Consider the following 13,908-nt stretch of genomic DNA (forward strand, 5'->3'; position numbering starts at 1 on the left):
TTGTGTTTGCCTTTCGATTTATCGCGAGCAAGCTTTGCTCCCACAGTGGTTTGGTGTTGTTCACAAAGTTTGTGATCGACACCCGCCTCCTGTGGGAGCAAAGCTTGCTCGCGATGAGGCCGGCACTTATTGCATCAAGTCCGAAGCTCTACCCGATCCAGGCACTTGTTCGCCAACAACAGCCCCAACTCAATCATCTGGGCCACTCCCAACGCTACATGTCGTCGCGAGCCGTCCTGATCGAAGGCAAGGTCATTGAGCATTGCATTGGCCGAAGCCAGGGTTTCGCTGAGATTGGCCAGCAACACTTCGGTGTCGATACCGTCAGCCACAGTGAATAGCTGTACTGAAGGCTTGGGTTCTGAGTTGCTGTCGTCAGGTTTGAGGTATTGGTCCAACACACGGTCAGCCGCCTCTTGCAGCTTTTCTGGGGCGTAGTCGCCATAGGGGAAAGTGGATGCGGGCTTTGGTGCGTTTTGAGTCTCTTTCTTGTCCATCAAAATTGCTCCCTAGAGCTGAAGTATGTAAAGCCCCGCGCTTGGATAACGCAGAAGCCCGTGCTCCTAGAGGGTTTTGTTCGGATTCTCACGTCCGGTCACTGAATTGGCAGCGACACCCAGAGGCTAGAGCCCTCGCTTCCGACGGACAACCTTAAAAACTTGTCGGAAACTTCGGTGCGTCTGACAGACCACAAGCGCTTGCTCAGACAAGAAAAGAAATAAAACGCACCTCATCAAAGCAAGCCCTTGACTTTACGGGTTTAACACCTCAACAAAACTCATGCAGCCCTGTTTCAAGAATCAAGCTCGCTTGAATTCGCTGATACCAGTAGCCATGATCGCCCCCGTCATCAGCGAAAGCTGGCAGGAGTCTGGGTCCACCCAGCCACGCAGACGGGCCGGAATAAGCTCAACTGCGTGTCGATTGAAGCCGCCTTCGGGCGGCTTTGCTTTTTTATGAGGTTAAGGATGAGTGCCCGGCAGGACTGCAAGCTGTTGCTTGTGAACGCTTGCAAAAGTCCCATCTTGGGACTACATTCTCACCCATGAGAATTATCGCCATCAGTCATCTGAAAGCCTTCTGGGAGAAATACCCAGATTCCGAACAGCAGCTTAAGGCTTGGATTGACGATGCCAAAAAAGCCACTTGGACCAACCCAAATGACGTCAAGGCGCAATACGGTAACGCAAGCATTCTCAAGAGTCGCCGCGTGGTGTTCAACATCAAGGGTAACGACTACCGCCTGGTGGTCGCCATTGCCTACCGCTTCGGCGCTGTGTACATCAAGTTTGTCGGCACTCATCGTCGGTACGATGAGATCGACGCAAACACCGTGGAAATGGAGTAATCATCATGAACATTCGCCCAATCCGCACCGATGAAGAATACCGGGTAGCTCTCAAAGAGATCTCTCCCCTGTTTGAGAATGAGCCTGAACTTGGCACCCCGGAAGGCGATGCTTTTGAAGTCATGGTCACTCTGATCGAGGCATACGAAGCCAAGCATTTCCCGGTGGATCTGCCTGACCCAATTGAAGCCATCAAATTTCGAATGGAGCAATCCGGACTCACTGCAGCCGATCTTGCTCCCGCTATCGGAAAAACGAACCGCGTATACGAGGTGCTCAACCGTAAGCGCTCGTTAACTCTGCCCATGATCTGGAAGCTTCACGATATGTTCGGCATTCCAGCAGAAAGCCTGATAAAGCCAGTAAAAGCTGCCTGATACTAGCCCGGACAGTCCGGGCTTTTTATGTCTTCCAGAAACGACAAAGCCCACATCTGCGGGCTTTGTCGTTAGGGTAAGGATCAGAAAACGGATGTGATCTCGATGATCGCAAATTGTTGACCCTCTGGATCCCTATCGGGGTTGACCCAGCCACGCAGACGGGCCGGAATAAGCTCAACTGCGTGTCGATTGAAGCCGCCTTCGGGCGGCTTTGCTTTTTATGAGGATAGGGATGTACCCGCACTAAGCCAGCCCCAGAGTCTGATCTTGGGGCGCAAAAGACAGGCAAGAAAAAGCCGAACTTTCGCTCGGCTTCAAGAATAGATAGGGCCAGTAGGCCCTCATGGAGCATCAACAACCAAAAGGTTGAGGGGTTAGCCGCTGCCTAACCATCCCATTACTTACCCTTTACGGGCTGACCATGGGCGGTGCTACGCAGGCCTCATCTGGATTTAACGAGCGGGGAGGCTCATGCACACTCGTGGCAAACATTAGAGAAGGGTGTACATCTTGTAAAGCCCATCATAAGGCTAGGTCCGCCTTGCAATGCCAACTACACACATCCAGCAACAGCTTGCCGTTGAAGTGCCATATTAACCGCCTAGCATTAGCCTGACCGTTACACCTATGTCGCAGCCCGCCCTATGGAATGAGCCGGAGGGAGCAAAGCTTGCTCGCGATGAGCGATGGCGCAGTCTTGCCGTTGAACCGTGTCGTCTGTATCGCGAGCAAGCTTTGCTCCCACAGGCTCACCCACAGGGCTCGCTCTACAGGTTTGAGTGCATACCGATCTGGGCCGTCGCGAAACCGTCCGGTCATGGCATAATCCTTCACCTTTTATTTCCAGCACCTGCAAAGGGGGCAATTCCTTGACCGCTTCAAGCAAAACGTTGCACCTTTTCGGCATCAAAGCCTGTGACACGATGAAAAAGGCGCGCACTTGGCTCGATGATCACGCTGTGCACTACGACTTTCACGATTACAAAACCGCCGGCATTGACCGTGAGCACCTGACCCAATGGTGCAACGAGCATGGCTGGCAAGTGGTGTTGAACCGTGCCGGTACGACCTTTCGCAAACTCGACGACGAACGCAAAGCCGATCTCGACCAGACGAAAGCCATCGAACTGATGCTCGCCCAACCCTCGATGATCAAGCGCCCGGTGCTTGATCTCGGTGACCGAACCCTGATTGGCTTCAAGCCAGATATTTATGCGGCAGAGATCAAGTAAACCTGCCCAGTCCATTTTGTAGAGGTAATTTCATGTCCAGTACCCTGTTCAGCCTGGCCTTCGGTGTCGGCACACAAAACCGTCAAGGCACCTGGCTGGAAGTGTTCTACGCCCAACCGTTGCTCAACCCTTCGGCCGAGATCGTCAAGGCCATCGCGCCGGTTCTGGGTTACAGCGAAGGCAACCAGGCCATCACCTTCACCACCGCCCAGGCTTCGCAACTGGCTGACGCGCTCAAGGGCGTCGATGCCGCGCAAGCCGCATTGTTGACCCGTCTGGCCGAGAGCCACAAGCCGCTGGTCGCCACCCTGCTGGCTGAAGACGCACCACTGAGTTCCACGCCCGAGGCCTACCTCAAGCTGCATCTGTTGTCCCACCGCCTGGTCAAGCCTCACGGCCTGAACCTGACCGGTATTTTCCCACTGCTGCCGAACGTAGCCTGGACCAGCCAGGGCGCAATCGACCTGGGCGAACTGGCCGAGCACCAGCTCGAAGCCCGTCTGCGCGGCGAGCTGCTGGAAGTGTTCTCGGTGGACAAGTTCCCGAAAATGACCGACTACGTGGTCCCGGCCGGCGTGCGTATCGCCGATGCCGCGCGGATCCGCCTGGGCGCCTACGTGGGCGAAGGCACCACGGTGATGCACGAAGGTTTCGTCAACTTCAACGCCGGCACCGAAGGCCCGGGCATGATCGAAGGCCGTGTATCGGCTGGTGTGTTCGTTGGCAAGGGTTCGGACCTAGGCGGCGGTTGCTCGACCATGGGCACCCTGTCGGGCGGTGGCAACATCGTGATCAAGGTTGGCGAAGGCTGCCTGATCGGCGCCAACGCCGGCATCGGCATCCCGCTGGGTGACCGCAACACCGTGGAGTCGGGCCTGTACGTGACCGCCGGCACCAAAGTCGCCCTGCTGGATGAAAACAACCAACTGGTCAAAGTGGTCAAGGCCCGCGAACTGGCCGGCCAGCCCGACCTGTTGTTCCGTCGCAATTCCGAGACCGGCGCGGTGGAATGCAAGACTCACAAGTCGGCCATCGAACTGAACGCTGCACTGCACGCCCACAACTAAGCCGCTTCACACCCTCACCTGTGGGAGCGAGCTTTTTTGTGGGAGCAAAGCTTGCTCGCGATGGCAGCGACACGGTTTACGGTGAGACCGCGTCATCGTTCATCGCGAGCAAGCTTTGCTCCCACAAAAAAAAGCCCGCTCCCGCAGGGTCCGGCGTCATTCCAGCAGGGCCCGAAAGCATGTTGATTCCCTCTCCCTGGCGCGCCGACTTTCCGGCCATCGCCGCCCTGCAACGGCAAGGCCAGACCTACCTGGACAACGCCGCCACCACGCAAAAACCCCAAGCCCTGCTGAACGCCCTGGCGCATTACTACGCCAATGGCGCGGCCAACGTGCACCGCGCGCAGCATTTGCCGGGCGCCCACGCGACCCAGGCGTTCGAAGACAGCCGAGTCAAAGTGTCGCAATGGCTCAATGCCGGGGATTGCGGGCAAATCGTCTTCTCCCATGGCGCCACTTCGGCGCTGAATCTTCTGGCCTACGGGCTGGAACATCTTTTCAATCCGGGCGATGAAATCGTCATCAGCGCCCTGGAACACCACGCCAACCTGTTGCCGTGGCAACAACTGGCCGAACGTCGTGCATTGACGCTGGTGGTGTTGCCGCTGGATGCCGATGGAGTGATCGATATCAGCACCGCCGCCGAACTGATCGGGCCACGTACGCGCCTGCTGGCGGTGAGCCAGCTGTCCAACGTGCTGGGCACCTGGCAGCCCTTACCAGCGCTATTGGCCCTGGCCAAGGCCCAAAGCGCGCTGACAGTGATCGATGGCGCCCAGGGCGTGGTTCATGGCCGTCACGATGTGCAGGCACTGGGCTGCGACTTTTATGTATTTTCCAGCCACAAACTCTATGGCCCTGAAGGACTGGGCGTGTTGTTCGGCCGCACCGAAGCGCTTCATCAACTGCGTCATTGGCAGTTCGGCGGGGAGATGGTGCAACAGGCCGACTACCACAGCGCCACGTTCCGCCCGGCGCCGCTGGGCTTTGAAGCCGGCACGCCGCCGATTGCCAGTGTGATTGGCCTGGGCGCGACCCTCGACTACCTGTCCGGCCTCGACCCGCAGGCGGTCAGCGACCATGAAGCAGCGCTGCATGACTACCTGCTCCGCGGGCTGCTGGCGCGCAACGGCGTACGCCTGGTAGGCAATCCGAGCCTGGCCCTGGCCAGCTTCGTGGTCGAAGGCGTGCACAACGCCGACCTGGCCCACTTGCTGACCGAACAAGGCATCGCCGTACGTGCCGGGCATCACTGCGCCATGCCGCTGTTCAAGCACCTGAAGCTATCGGGAGCAATTCGGGTGTCGCTGGCGCTGTACAACGACTCCGCCGATATCGAACGCTTCTTCGAGGCGCTGGACCAGGCCCTGGAGTTGCTCCGATGAGGCTGCCAGTCGACGCGACCGCAGCGCTGCAAGTTTTTCAGGACGCAGCTGGTTGGGAACAGCGCGCCCGGCTGCTGATGCAATGGGGCGAGCGTCTGCCGCCCCTGAGCGATGCGGACAAGTGCGAGGCCAACCTCGTCCACGGCTGTGAGAGCCAGGTGTGGTTGGTGGGTCAGTTACACGACGGGCACTGGCAGTTCTCCGCCAGCAGCGATGCGCGGTTGATCCGGGGGTTGGTGGCGTTGCTGCTGGCGCGGGTCAATGGGTTGTCCGCTGATGAGTTACAGCAGGTGGATTTGCCGGATTGGTTCAATCAGTTGGGATTGTCGCGGCAGCTGTCGCCATCGCGTAGCAATGGGTTGAATGCAGTCCTACAGCGGATGCGCGAATTGACGCAATAACCGTGGCGAGGGAGCTTGCTCCCGCTGGACTGCGCCCGTAGGAGCTGTCGAGTGCAACGAGGCTGCGATCTTGTCCCAGACAATTGAATCGCAAGCGAAAGATCAAAATCAAAAGATCGCAGCCTTCGGCAGCTCCTACAGAGCCCAGCTCCCTCGCCACAAAAGCCGTTACTGCCCGGGTTTAACCCGGTCAGCCGGCCGCCGAACCCCCGCCACAATCTTATCCACAGCCTTGGTCGCCGCGACCATGCCGAATGTCGCGGTCACCATCATCACCGCGCCAAACCCACCGGCGCAGTCGAGCTTGACGCCGTCGCCGACAAAACTCTTCTGCAAGCAAATGCTGCCGTCCGGCTTCGGATAGCGCAGTTGCTCGGTGGAGAATACGCAGGGCACGCTGTAGTGGCGGGTCACGGTGCGGGAGAAACCGTAGTCGCGACGCAAGGTTGAACGCACTTTCGAGGCCAGCGGATCGTTGAACGTGCGGTTCAAGTCGCACACCTGGATCAGCGTCGGGTCGATCTGCCCGCCCGCACCGCCGGTAGTGATGATCTGGATCTTGCGGCGCTTGCACCAGGCGATCAGCGCCGCCTTGGCGTTGACGCTGTCGATGCAGTCGATCACGCAGTCGATGTTCGGCGTGATGTATTCGGCCATGGTGTCGCGGGTGACGAAATCTGCCACCGCATGCACCGTGCAGTCGGGGTTGATGCCGCGCAAGCGCTCGGCCATCACCTCGACCTTGGGTTTGCCGACGGTGCTGTCCAGGGCGTGCAGTTGGCGATTGGCGTTGCTGACGCAGACATCGTCCAGGTCGAACAGCGAAATCTCACCCACGCCGCAACGGGCGATGGCTTCCGCGGCCCAGGAACCGACGCCGCCCACCCCGACAATCGCCACATGGGCCGCCCGCAGGCGGTCCAGGCCTTCGATGCCATACAAACGGGCGATACCGGCAAACCGTGGATCTTCTGTACTCATGACCATTACCCCAAAAACCGGCGCGCATTATAGGGCTTTGTCGCGGCAATTTAAGCAAAACCTCTGCGGGAGCGAGCCTGCTCGCGATAGCGTCAGTTCAGTCAATATAAATGCCGGCTGATCCACCGCTATCGCGAGCAGGCTCGCTCCCACAGTTTTTGTGCTCCACCTGTCCCGTCCCGGGGGCCCATGGTGGTCGTTTTGCTATAAGATAACCGCCATTTTGTAAGCCTCGACCGAATAAAATCCAACGGTCGAACTCAGTACCTGTGGGAGCGGGCTTGCTCGCGAAGCTTTTAGCGTCAGTGATGACGCCTTCGCGAGCAAGCCCGCTCCCACATGGACTGTGATCTTCTTTCCAGCTTTCGGAGTTTTCCATGACGGCCCACGCCGACCTCTCGCCGACCCTGCAACTCGCCTGCGACCTGATCCGCCGTCCGTCCGTGACGCCGGTGGATGCCGATTGCCAGAAACTGATGATGCAGCGCCTGGGCAGTGCGGGCTTTACGCTCGAGCCGATGCGCATCGAGGATGTGGATAACTTCTGGGCCAGCCATGGCAAGCATGACGGCCCGGTGCTGTGTTTCGCCGGGCACACCGACGTGGTGCCGACCGGCCCGGTGCAGGCCTGGCAGCTCGACCCGTTCGATGCGGTCATCGATGAACACGGCATGCTCTGCGGCCGTGGCGCGGCGGACATGAAAGGCAGCCTCGCGGCAATGGTGGTGGCGGCCGAACGGTTCGTCGCCGACTACCCGGACCACAAGGGCTCGATCACTTTTCTGATCACCAGCGATGAAGAAGGCCCGGCCCACCACGGCACCAAGGCCGTGGTCGAGCGCCTCAAGGCCCGCCAGGAACGCCTGGACTGGTGCATCGTCGGCGAGCCGTCGAGCACCACCCTGGTGGGTGACGTGGTCAAGAACGGCCGCCGCGGCTCCCTCGGCGCAAAACTGACCGTGCGCGGCAAGCAAGGCCACGTGGCCTACCCGCACCTGGCGAAAAACCCCATCCACCTGGCGGCTGCGGCGCTGGCAGAGTTGGCCGCCGAGCATTGGGATCACGGCAACGACTTCTTCCCGCCGACCAGTTTCCAGATTTCCAACCTTAACTCCGGCACCGGCGCGACCAACGTGATCCCCGGTGACCTGGAGGCGGTGTTCAATTTCCGCTTCTCCACCGAGTCCACCGTCGAAGGCCTGCAACAGCGCGTCGCCGACATCCTCGACAAGCATCAACTGGACTGGCACATCGACTGGGCGCTGTCGGGCCTGCCGTTCCTGACCGAGCCGGGTGCGTTGCTGGACGCCGTGTCTTCGAGCATCAGGGATGTCACCGGCCGCGAGACCAAAGCGTCCACCAGCGGTGGTACTTCCGACGGTCGCTTCATCGCCACCATGGGCACCCAAGTGGTGGAACTGGGGCCGGTCAATGCGACCATCCACCAAGTCAACGAACGCGTGCTGGCGGCCGACCTCGACGTGCTGACCGAGATCTACTACAAGACGCTGATCAAGTTGCTCGCCTGATGCTCGCCTGTCCGATCTGCAGTGAACCGCTGAACACGGTAGACAACGGCGTGGCCTGCCCGGCCGGGCATCGGTTTGACCGGGCACGACAGGGTTATCTGAACCTGTTGCCGGTGCAGCACAAGAACAGCCGCGACCCCGGCGACAATCAGGCCATGGTCGAGGCCCGTCGCGACTTTCTCAACGCCGGGCATTACGCCCCGGTCGCCCGACGCCTGGCCGAACTGGCCGCCGAACGCGCACCCGGGCGCTGGCTGGACATCGGCTGTGGCGAGGGCTACTACACCGCACAAATCGCCAACGCTTTGCCCGATGCCGATGGCTACGCCCTGGATATTTCCCGGGAAGCGGTCAAGCGCGCCTGCAAACGCGATCCAGGGCTGACCTGGTTGATCGCCAGCATGGCCCGCGTCCCCCTGGCGGACGGCTGCTGTCAGTTCCTGGCCAGCGTGTTCAGCCCGCTGGGCTGGCAGGAAGCCAAACGCCTGCTCAGCCCCGGTGGCGGCCTGATGAAGGTCGGCCCGACCAGCGGCCACCTGATGGAGTTGCGCGAACGACTGTACGACGAAGTGCGCCAGTACACTGATGACAAACACCTGGCCCTGGTGCCGCCGGGCATGGTGCTCGATCACAGCGAAACCCTCGAATTCAAGCTGACGCTCGACAGCGGCCAGGACCGCGCCAACCTGCTGGCCATGACGCCCCACGGCTGGCGCGCCAGCGCTGAACGCCGCGCCAGCGTGATCGAGCAGACCGAGCCGTTCGAGGTCACGGTGTCGATGCGCTACGATTATTTCGTTCTTCAATAACTTTTTGATTCCCGGCCTCGGGCAACCGCCGGAGGCCAGTTAAATCCGCGAATGGATTTTTCAAGACCGCAGTGAGGACATCCATGCGCCAACCCGATATCGAAATTTACCTCAAAGACGCCGACGTCGATCACAAGGCCATTGCCGCCTGGCTCGGCCAGGCCTTGGGCCCGTGCAGCGACTGGGTCCAGAAAGGCCAGACCTACAAGTGCAAGGCCGGTGATATCCCGGTGACCTGGCTGCCCAAGGCCGTGGGAAAATGGAACAGCCTGTACCTGGAAAGCGACCAGACCCCGTGGGAAGACGACATCGCCTGCGCCCGCGCAGCCTTTGCCGCGCTGAACGTCGAAGTGCGTTGTGCGCCCGGTTCGTGGGTGGAAGAAGAAGGTGAGGAATCGGCCGATCGCTGGATTCGCATCAGTGCCGATGGGGAAGAAGAGATTACCTGGAAGACCGCGTGACGCAGCCAACTCCAATGTGAAAGCAGATCCCAATGCGGGAGCACTGTGGGAGCAAAGCTTGCTCGCGATGACTGAAGTACATTCAACATTGATGCAAGCTGACCTACCACTGTCGCGAGCAAGCTTTGCTCCCACAGGGGGATCTACTCCCACAGGGGAATCTGCTATGGCTTCAAGAGTGGATTACAACCCCACCACATCCTCAGCCTGCAAGCCCTTCTGCCCTTCCACCACCGCGTACTCGACCTGCTGGCCTTCAGTCAGTGAACGGTGGCCTTCGCCACGGATCGCGCGGTAATGCACGAATACATCCGCCCCGCCTTCACGCTGGATGAAGCCATAGCCTTTGGCGTCGTTGAACCACTTCACATTGCCGGTTTCGCGTGCTGCCATGATTGCTCACTCCCATTTTTATTTTTAAGTCGGCCTTTCGAGGGAAAGCCGTACGATCTTCGCCGCCGTCCGGCCGTCCACGAGGAAGGCAGAGGCAGTCAGCCGCCCGAGTATATGACAGACGCAAAAACTCTCAACTGACTTTACTTCGGCGCTTTTTTGCCGATTTTCGACGAATCCGGCACACTAGCCGCCGCTTTATCTTATCCACTCATGCAGAAGCCGTATGACCCGCTCCCCGTTCCGCCGTCTTGTGTTTGGCACCCTGCGCCGACTGTTGTACCTCTGGGTTCGCTCCGAGACGATCAACCAATCGTCCTTCACCCTCAACCTCGACCGCAGTCGTCCGGTGTTCTACGTCCTGCAAGACCCTTCGCTCACCGACCTGGCGGTGCTCGACACCGAGTGCACCAAGGCCGGCCTGCCCCGCCCGGTACTGCCGGTGTCCGTGGGCAACCTGTTGGAACCGGCGGCGTTTTTCTACCTGACCCCAGCGCCGGACTGGCTCGGCCGACAGGACAAACGTGGCGCGCCGCCGCCCCTGACGCGGCTGGTCAATGCCCTGACCCACAACGCCGCCGAAGACGCCCAGATCATCCCGGTCAGCGTGTTCTGGGGGCAGTCGCCCGACAGCGAATCCAGCCCGTGGAAGCTGTTGTTCGCCGACAGCTGGGCCGTCACTGGCCGCCTGCGCCGCTTGCTGAGCATCATGATCCTGGGGCGAAAGACCCGCGTGCAGTTTTCCGCGCCGATCCATCTGCGCGAACTGATCGAGCACGACAAGGGCCACGAACGCACCGTGCGCATGGCCCAGCGGATCCTGCGGGTACATTTCCGCAATTTGAAAGCGGCGGTCATTGGCCCCGATATTTCCCACCGACGCAATCTGGTCAAAGGCCTGCTGAACCAGCCACTGGTCAAGCAGGCGATTGCCGACGAGGCCGAACGGGAAAAAATCGCCCCGGAAAAAGCCAAGGCCCAGGCACTGCGCTACGGCAATGAAATCGCCTCGGACTACACCTACACCGCGATCCGCTTCCTGGAAGTGGTGCTGAGCTGGTTCTGGAACAAGATCTACGACGGCATCAAGGTCAACCACATCGAAGGCGTGCAGAAAGTCGCCCAGGGCCACGAAGTCATCTACGTGCCGTGCCACCGCAGCCATATCGACTACCTGCTGCTGTCGTACCTGCTGTTTCGCAACGGCCTGACCCCTCCGCACATCGCCGCCGGCATCAACCTCAACATGCCGGTGATCGGCGGGCTGTTGCGCCGTGGCGGGGCGTTTTTCATGCGCCGCACCTTCAAGGGCAACCCGCTCTACACCGCGGTGTTCAACGAATACCTGCACACGCTGTTCACCAAAGGCTTCCCGGTGGAGTATTTCGTCGAGGGCGGTCGCTCGCGCACCGGGCGCATGCTGCAACCCAAGACCGGCATGCTCGCCATCACCTTGCGCAGCTTCCTGCGCTCATCGCGCATGCCTATCGTGTTCGTGCCGGTCTACATCGGCTATGAGCGTGTCCTGGAAGGCCGCACCTACCTGGGTGAACTGCGGGGGGCGAGCAAGAAGAAAGAATCGATCTTCGACATTTTCAAGGTCATCGGCGCCCTCAAGCAACGCTTCGGCCAGGTGGCGGTGAACTTCGGCGAGCCGATCAAACTGGCGGAGTTTCTCGACGGCGAACAGCCGGGCTGGCGCCAACAGGAGCTGGGCCCGCAATTCAAACCGGCCTGGCTCAACGCAACCACCCATCGCCTCGGAGAGCGGGTGGCCCGGCACCTGAACGAAGCCGCGGCCATCAACCCGGTCAACCTGGTCGCCCTGGCGCTGCTGTCCACCAGCCGTCTGGCCCTCGACGACCGTGCCATGGCCCGGGTGCTGGACCTGTACCTGGCGCTGCTGCGCAAGGTACCGTACTCGCCCCACACGACGTTGCCCGAGGGCGATGGTCGAGCGCTGATCGAGCACGTCAAAGGCATGGAGCTGCTGTCGGAACAGAGCGATGCCCTGGGCAAAATTCTGTATCTGGACGAGCAGAATGCGGTGCTGATGACCTACTACCGCAACAACGTGCTGCATATCTTCGCCCTGCCGGCGTTGTTGGCGAGCTTTTTCCAGAGCACTTCGCGGATGAGCCGCGAACAGATCCTGCGCTACACCCGTGCCTTGTACCCCTACCTGCAATCGGAGCTGTTCATTCGCTGGTCACTGGAAGAACTGGACGCCGTGGTCGACCAATGGCTCGAAGCGTTCGTCGAACAGGGGCTGCTGCGTTTCGAAAAAGACCTGTACCTGCGTCCGGCGCCGAGTTCGCGGCATTTCGTGCTGCTGACCCTGTTGTCCAAAAGCATCGCGCAGACCCTGCAGCGCTTCTACATGACCGTCTCCCTGCTGCTCAACAGCGGCCAGAACAGCATCAGCGCCGAAGAACTGGAAGACCTCTGCACGGTCATGGCCCAGCGCCTGTCGATCCTGCATGGCCTGAACGCACCGGAATTCTTCGACAAAAGCCTGTTCCGGCATTTCATCCAGACAATGCTGGACCTGGACGTGCTGCGCCGAGACGAAGCAGGCAAGCTAAGCTATCACGAGCTGCTGGGTGAACTGGCCGAAGGTGCGGCCAAGCGGGTCCTGCCGGCGGAGATCCGTTTGTCGATCCGTCAGGTGGCGTTGCATCGCAGTGAAGATGCGGCAGATCAGGTCACCCCGGTGGCTGCGGACTGACTCCCACAGGCGCCAGGTTCTCTCTGGCGCCCCCAATATGGAAATCCCCCAATGAAAAAGCTTCTTCTCGTAGCCGTTGCCACGTTACTCAGCGCCTGCTCCAGCGCACCGCTGGCGAGCAAAAACAGCCTCGACGGCGAAGTGTTCTACCTGCAGCGCATCGCCCTGCCACCCACCGCTGTCTTAAGCGTGAGCCTGCAGGACGTTTCCCTGGCCGACGCCCCCGCAGTGGTGCTCGATGAACAGAGCGGCCCGGTAAAGGGTCAGGTCCCGCTGCCCTTTCACCTCAGCTATGATCCGGCACAGGTCAAGCCCGGCCATCGCTATGCCGTGAGCGCGCGCATTGAAGCGGACGGCCAGTTGATGTTCATCACCACCGAACAACACACCGTGCAGCTTGATGGCAAAGATCCCCAGCCGTTGAAGATCCGCGTCAACGCCGCACGCTGATTTCTCTTTCAAATTTTCTTCAAGGAAGCTGCCATGCTCCGCTCTACGCTCCGTTTCACCAGCCTGTGTGCCGGCCTGTTGTTCTGCGCCAACACCATGGCCCTGTCCCTGGCCGACCTCTCGCAGAAGGATGCCACCGGCGGCCTCAAGGACGCACTGACCCAAGGCGCCCAAGTAGCGGTCAAGCAACTGGGCACTCCTGGGGGCTTCAGCAACAACCCGGACGTGAAGATCGAACTGCCGGGCAAGCTCGGTAAAGTCGCCAGCAAGATGAAAGCCTTTGGCATGGGGGACCAGGTCGAACAACTGGAAACCAGCATGAACCAGGCCGCTGAAGCCGCTGTGGTCCAGGCTCAGCCGATCCTGGTCAATGCCGTGAAGAACATGAGCGTGAGCGATGCCAAGGGTATCTTGAGCGGCGGCAACGATTCCGCCACGCAGTACCTGAACAAGAGCAGCCGCGAGCAGATTCGCGCCAAGTTCCTGCCCATCGTCAAACAAGCCACCGACAAGGTCGGCCTGGCGCAGAAATACAACACGTTCGCAGGCCAGGCGGCGACCTTCGGGGTGCTGGACGCGAAAAGCGCCAACATCGAAAACTACGTGACCGAACAGGCACTGGACGGCTTGTTCGAGATGATCGGCAAGCAGGAAGCCACTATCCGCCAGAACCCTGCGGCGGCGGCGAGCAGTTTGGCGAAGAAGGTGTTTGGTACGCTCTGAGATTCAGCGCAAAAACACTGT

The 13,908-nt window shown here is 60.2% G+C and carries 15 protein-coding genes; 12 read left to right on the forward strand and 3 right to left on the reverse strand.

What is annotated here, in order from left to right; translation table 11 throughout:
- Positions 1-134: 134 nt before the first annotated feature.
- The gene (locus tag MA884_RS20810; protein WP_256232275.1) at positions 135-497 is read right to left on the reverse strand and encodes a DUF6124 family protein; all 363 of its coding nucleotides are present in this window, start codon (positions 495-497) and stop codon (positions 135-137) included.
- A 548-nt stretch (positions 498-1,045) separates the two neighbouring features.
- Here MA884_RS20810 and MA884_RS20815 point away from each other — a divergent pair.
- The 6 genes from MA884_RS20815 to MA884_RS20840 all read left to right on the forward strand — a co-directional run bounded on the left by MA884_RS20815 (position 1,046) and on the right by MA884_RS20840 (position 5,813).
- Positions 1,046-1,348 (forward strand): type II toxin-antitoxin system HigB family toxin, encoded by a 303-nt coding sequence (locus tag MA884_RS20815; RefSeq protein ID WP_256232277.1) that lies wholly within the window; start codon positions 1,046-1,048, stop codon positions 1,346-1,348.
- Between the two features lie 5 nt (positions 1,349-1,353).
- Positions 1,354-1,725, forward strand: a complete 372-nt coding sequence (locus tag MA884_RS20820) for a type II toxin-antitoxin system HigA family antitoxin (RefSeq protein WP_116831564.1) — start codon at positions 1,354-1,356, stop codon at positions 1,723-1,725.
- 872 nt (positions 1,726-2,597) lie between these two features.
- Positions 2,598-2,960, forward strand: coding sequence for an ArsC family reductase (locus MA884_RS20825; protein ID WP_256232279.1), 363 nt, complete (start codon positions 2,598-2,600; stop codon positions 2,958-2,960).
- Between the two features lie 32 nt (positions 2,961-2,992).
- Positions 2,993-4,027, forward strand: coding sequence for a 2,3,4,5-tetrahydropyridine-2,6-dicarboxylate N-succinyltransferase (gene dapD, locus MA884_RS20830; protein ID WP_256232280.1), 1,035 nt, complete (start codon positions 2,993-2,995; stop codon positions 4,025-4,027).
- 179 nt (positions 4,028-4,206) lie between these two features.
- Complete coding sequence (locus MA884_RS20835) at positions 4,207-5,412, forward strand: aminotransferase class V-fold PLP-dependent enzyme (RefSeq protein ID WP_256232282.1); 1,206 nt, start codon at positions 4,207-4,209, stop codon at positions 5,410-5,412.
- On the forward strand, positions 5,409-5,813 hold the full coding sequence (locus MA884_RS20840) for a SufE family protein (protein ID WP_256232283.1): 405 nt from the start codon (positions 5,409-5,411) through the stop codon (positions 5,811-5,813). The genes MA884_RS20835 and MA884_RS20840 overlap by 4 nt, the downstream gene beginning before the upstream one ends.
- A gap of 168 nt (positions 5,814-5,981) precedes the next feature.
- Here MA884_RS20840 and tcdA read toward each other — a convergent pair whose 3' ends face one another.
- Complete coding sequence (tcdA, locus tag MA884_RS20845; protein ID WP_256232284.1) at positions 5,982-6,800, reverse strand: tRNA cyclic N6-threonylcarbamoyladenosine(37) synthase TcdA; 819 nt, start codon at positions 6,798-6,800, stop codon at positions 5,982-5,984.
- Positions 6,801-7,171: 371 nt separating this feature from the next.
- Here tcdA and dapE point away from each other — a divergent pair, with 371 nt between their 5' ends.
- The 3 genes from dapE to MA884_RS20860 all read left to right on the forward strand — a co-directional run bounded on the left by dapE (position 7,172) and on the right by MA884_RS20860 (position 9,593).
- Complete coding sequence (dapE, locus tag MA884_RS20850; RefSeq protein WP_256232285.1) at positions 7,172-8,323, forward strand: succinyl-diaminopimelate desuccinylase; 1,152 nt, start codon at positions 7,172-7,174, stop codon at positions 8,321-8,323.
- Positions 8,323-9,132 carry a putative RNA methyltransferase gene (locus tag MA884_RS20855; RefSeq protein ID WP_256232286.1) on the forward strand — a complete coding sequence of 270 codons (810 nt, stop codon included), beginning with the start codon at positions 8,323-8,325 and terminating at the stop codon, positions 9,130-9,132. Before dapE ends, MA884_RS20855 begins: the two co-directional genes overlap by 1 nt.
- Before the next feature lie 83 nt (positions 9,133-9,215).
- A complete protein-coding gene (locus MA884_RS20860; RefSeq protein WP_047227549.1) occupies positions 9,216-9,593 on the forward strand; it encodes a hypothetical protein in 378 nt (125 codons plus the stop codon).
- A gap of 183 nt (positions 9,594-9,776) precedes the next feature.
- Here MA884_RS20860 and MA884_RS20865 read toward each other — a convergent pair whose 3' ends face one another.
- A complete protein-coding gene (locus tag MA884_RS20865; RefSeq protein WP_003184959.1) occupies positions 9,777-9,986 on the reverse strand; it encodes a cold-shock protein in 210 nt (69 codons plus the stop codon).
- A 226-nt stretch (positions 9,987-10,212) separates the two neighbouring features.
- Between MA884_RS20865 and plsB the strand changes: the two genes are divergently transcribed.
- Genes plsB through MA884_RS20880 form a run of 3 tightly spaced genes read left to right on the forward strand, consistent with a single transcriptional unit; the run spans position 10,213 to position 13,887 of the window.
- Positions 10,213-12,714, forward strand: a complete 2,502-nt coding sequence (plsB, locus tag MA884_RS20870; protein WP_256232288.1) for a glycerol-3-phosphate 1-O-acyltransferase PlsB — start codon at positions 10,213-10,215, stop codon at positions 12,712-12,714.
- Between the two features lie 51 nt (positions 12,715-12,765).
- Positions 12,766-13,164 carry a YbaY family lipoprotein gene (locus tag MA884_RS20875; protein WP_256232290.1) on the forward strand — a complete coding sequence of 133 codons (399 nt, stop codon included), beginning with the start codon at positions 12,766-12,768 and terminating at the stop codon, positions 13,162-13,164.
- A gap of 33 nt (positions 13,165-13,197) precedes the next feature.
- A complete protein-coding gene (locus MA884_RS20880; RefSeq protein ID WP_256232292.1) occupies positions 13,198-13,887 on the forward strand; it encodes a DUF4197 domain-containing protein in 690 nt (229 codons plus the stop codon).
- Positions 13,888-13,908: the final 21 nt, after the last annotated feature.

This window comes from Pseudomonas sp. Q11 (genome assembly GCF_024494355.1).
Taxonomy (GTDB): domain Bacteria; phylum Pseudomonadota; class Gammaproteobacteria; order Pseudomonadales; family Pseudomonadaceae; genus Aquipseudomonas; species Aquipseudomonas hefeiensis.

Coding starts and splice junctions, on each gene's coding strand:
- MA884_RS20810 (WP_256232275.1), bottom strand. CDS start 497: ATGGACAAGAAAGAGACTCAAAACGCACCAAAGCCCGCATCCACTTTC.
- MA884_RS20815 (WP_256232277.1), top strand. CDS start 1,046: ATGAGAATTATCGCCATCAGTCATCTGAAAGCCTTCTGGGAGAAATAC.
- MA884_RS20820 (WP_116831564.1), top strand. CDS start 1,354: ATGAACATTCGCCCAATCCGCACCGATGAAGAATACCGGGTAGCTCTC.
- dapD (WP_256232280.1), top strand. CDS start 2,993: ATGTCCAGTACCCTGTTCAGCCTGGCCTTCGGTGTCGGCACACAAAAC.
- MA884_RS20835 (WP_256232282.1), top strand. CDS start 4,207: ATGTTGATTCCCTCTCCCTGGCGCGCCGACTTTCCGGCCATCGCCGCC.
- MA884_RS20840 (WP_256232283.1), top strand. CDS start 5,409: ATGAGGCTGCCAGTCGACGCGACCGCAGCGCTGCAAGTTTTTCAGGAC.
- tcdA (WP_256232284.1), bottom strand. CDS start 6,800: ATGGTCATGAGTACAGAAGATCCACGGTTTGCCGGTATCGCCCGTTTG.
- dapE (WP_256232285.1), top strand. CDS start 7,172: ATGACGGCCCACGCCGACCTCTCGCCGACCCTGCAACTCGCCTGCGAC.
- MA884_RS20855 (WP_256232286.1), top strand. CDS start 8,323: ATGCTCGCCTGTCCGATCTGCAGTGAACCGCTGAACACGGTAGACAAC.
- MA884_RS20860 (WP_047227549.1), top strand. CDS start 9,216: ATGCGCCAACCCGATATCGAAATTTACCTCAAAGACGCCGACGTCGAT.
- MA884_RS20865 (WP_003184959.1), bottom strand. CDS start 9,986: ATGGCAGCACGCGAAACCGGCAATGTGAAGTGGTTCAACGACGCCAAA.
- plsB (WP_256232288.1), top strand. CDS start 10,213: ATGACCCGCTCCCCGTTCCGCCGTCTTGTGTTTGGCACCCTGCGCCGA.
- MA884_RS20875 (WP_256232290.1), top strand. CDS start 12,766: ATGAAAAAGCTTCTTCTCGTAGCCGTTGCCACGTTACTCAGCGCCTGC.
- MA884_RS20880 (WP_256232292.1), top strand. CDS start 13,198: ATGCTCCGCTCTACGCTCCGTTTCACCAGCCTGTGTGCCGGCCTGTTG.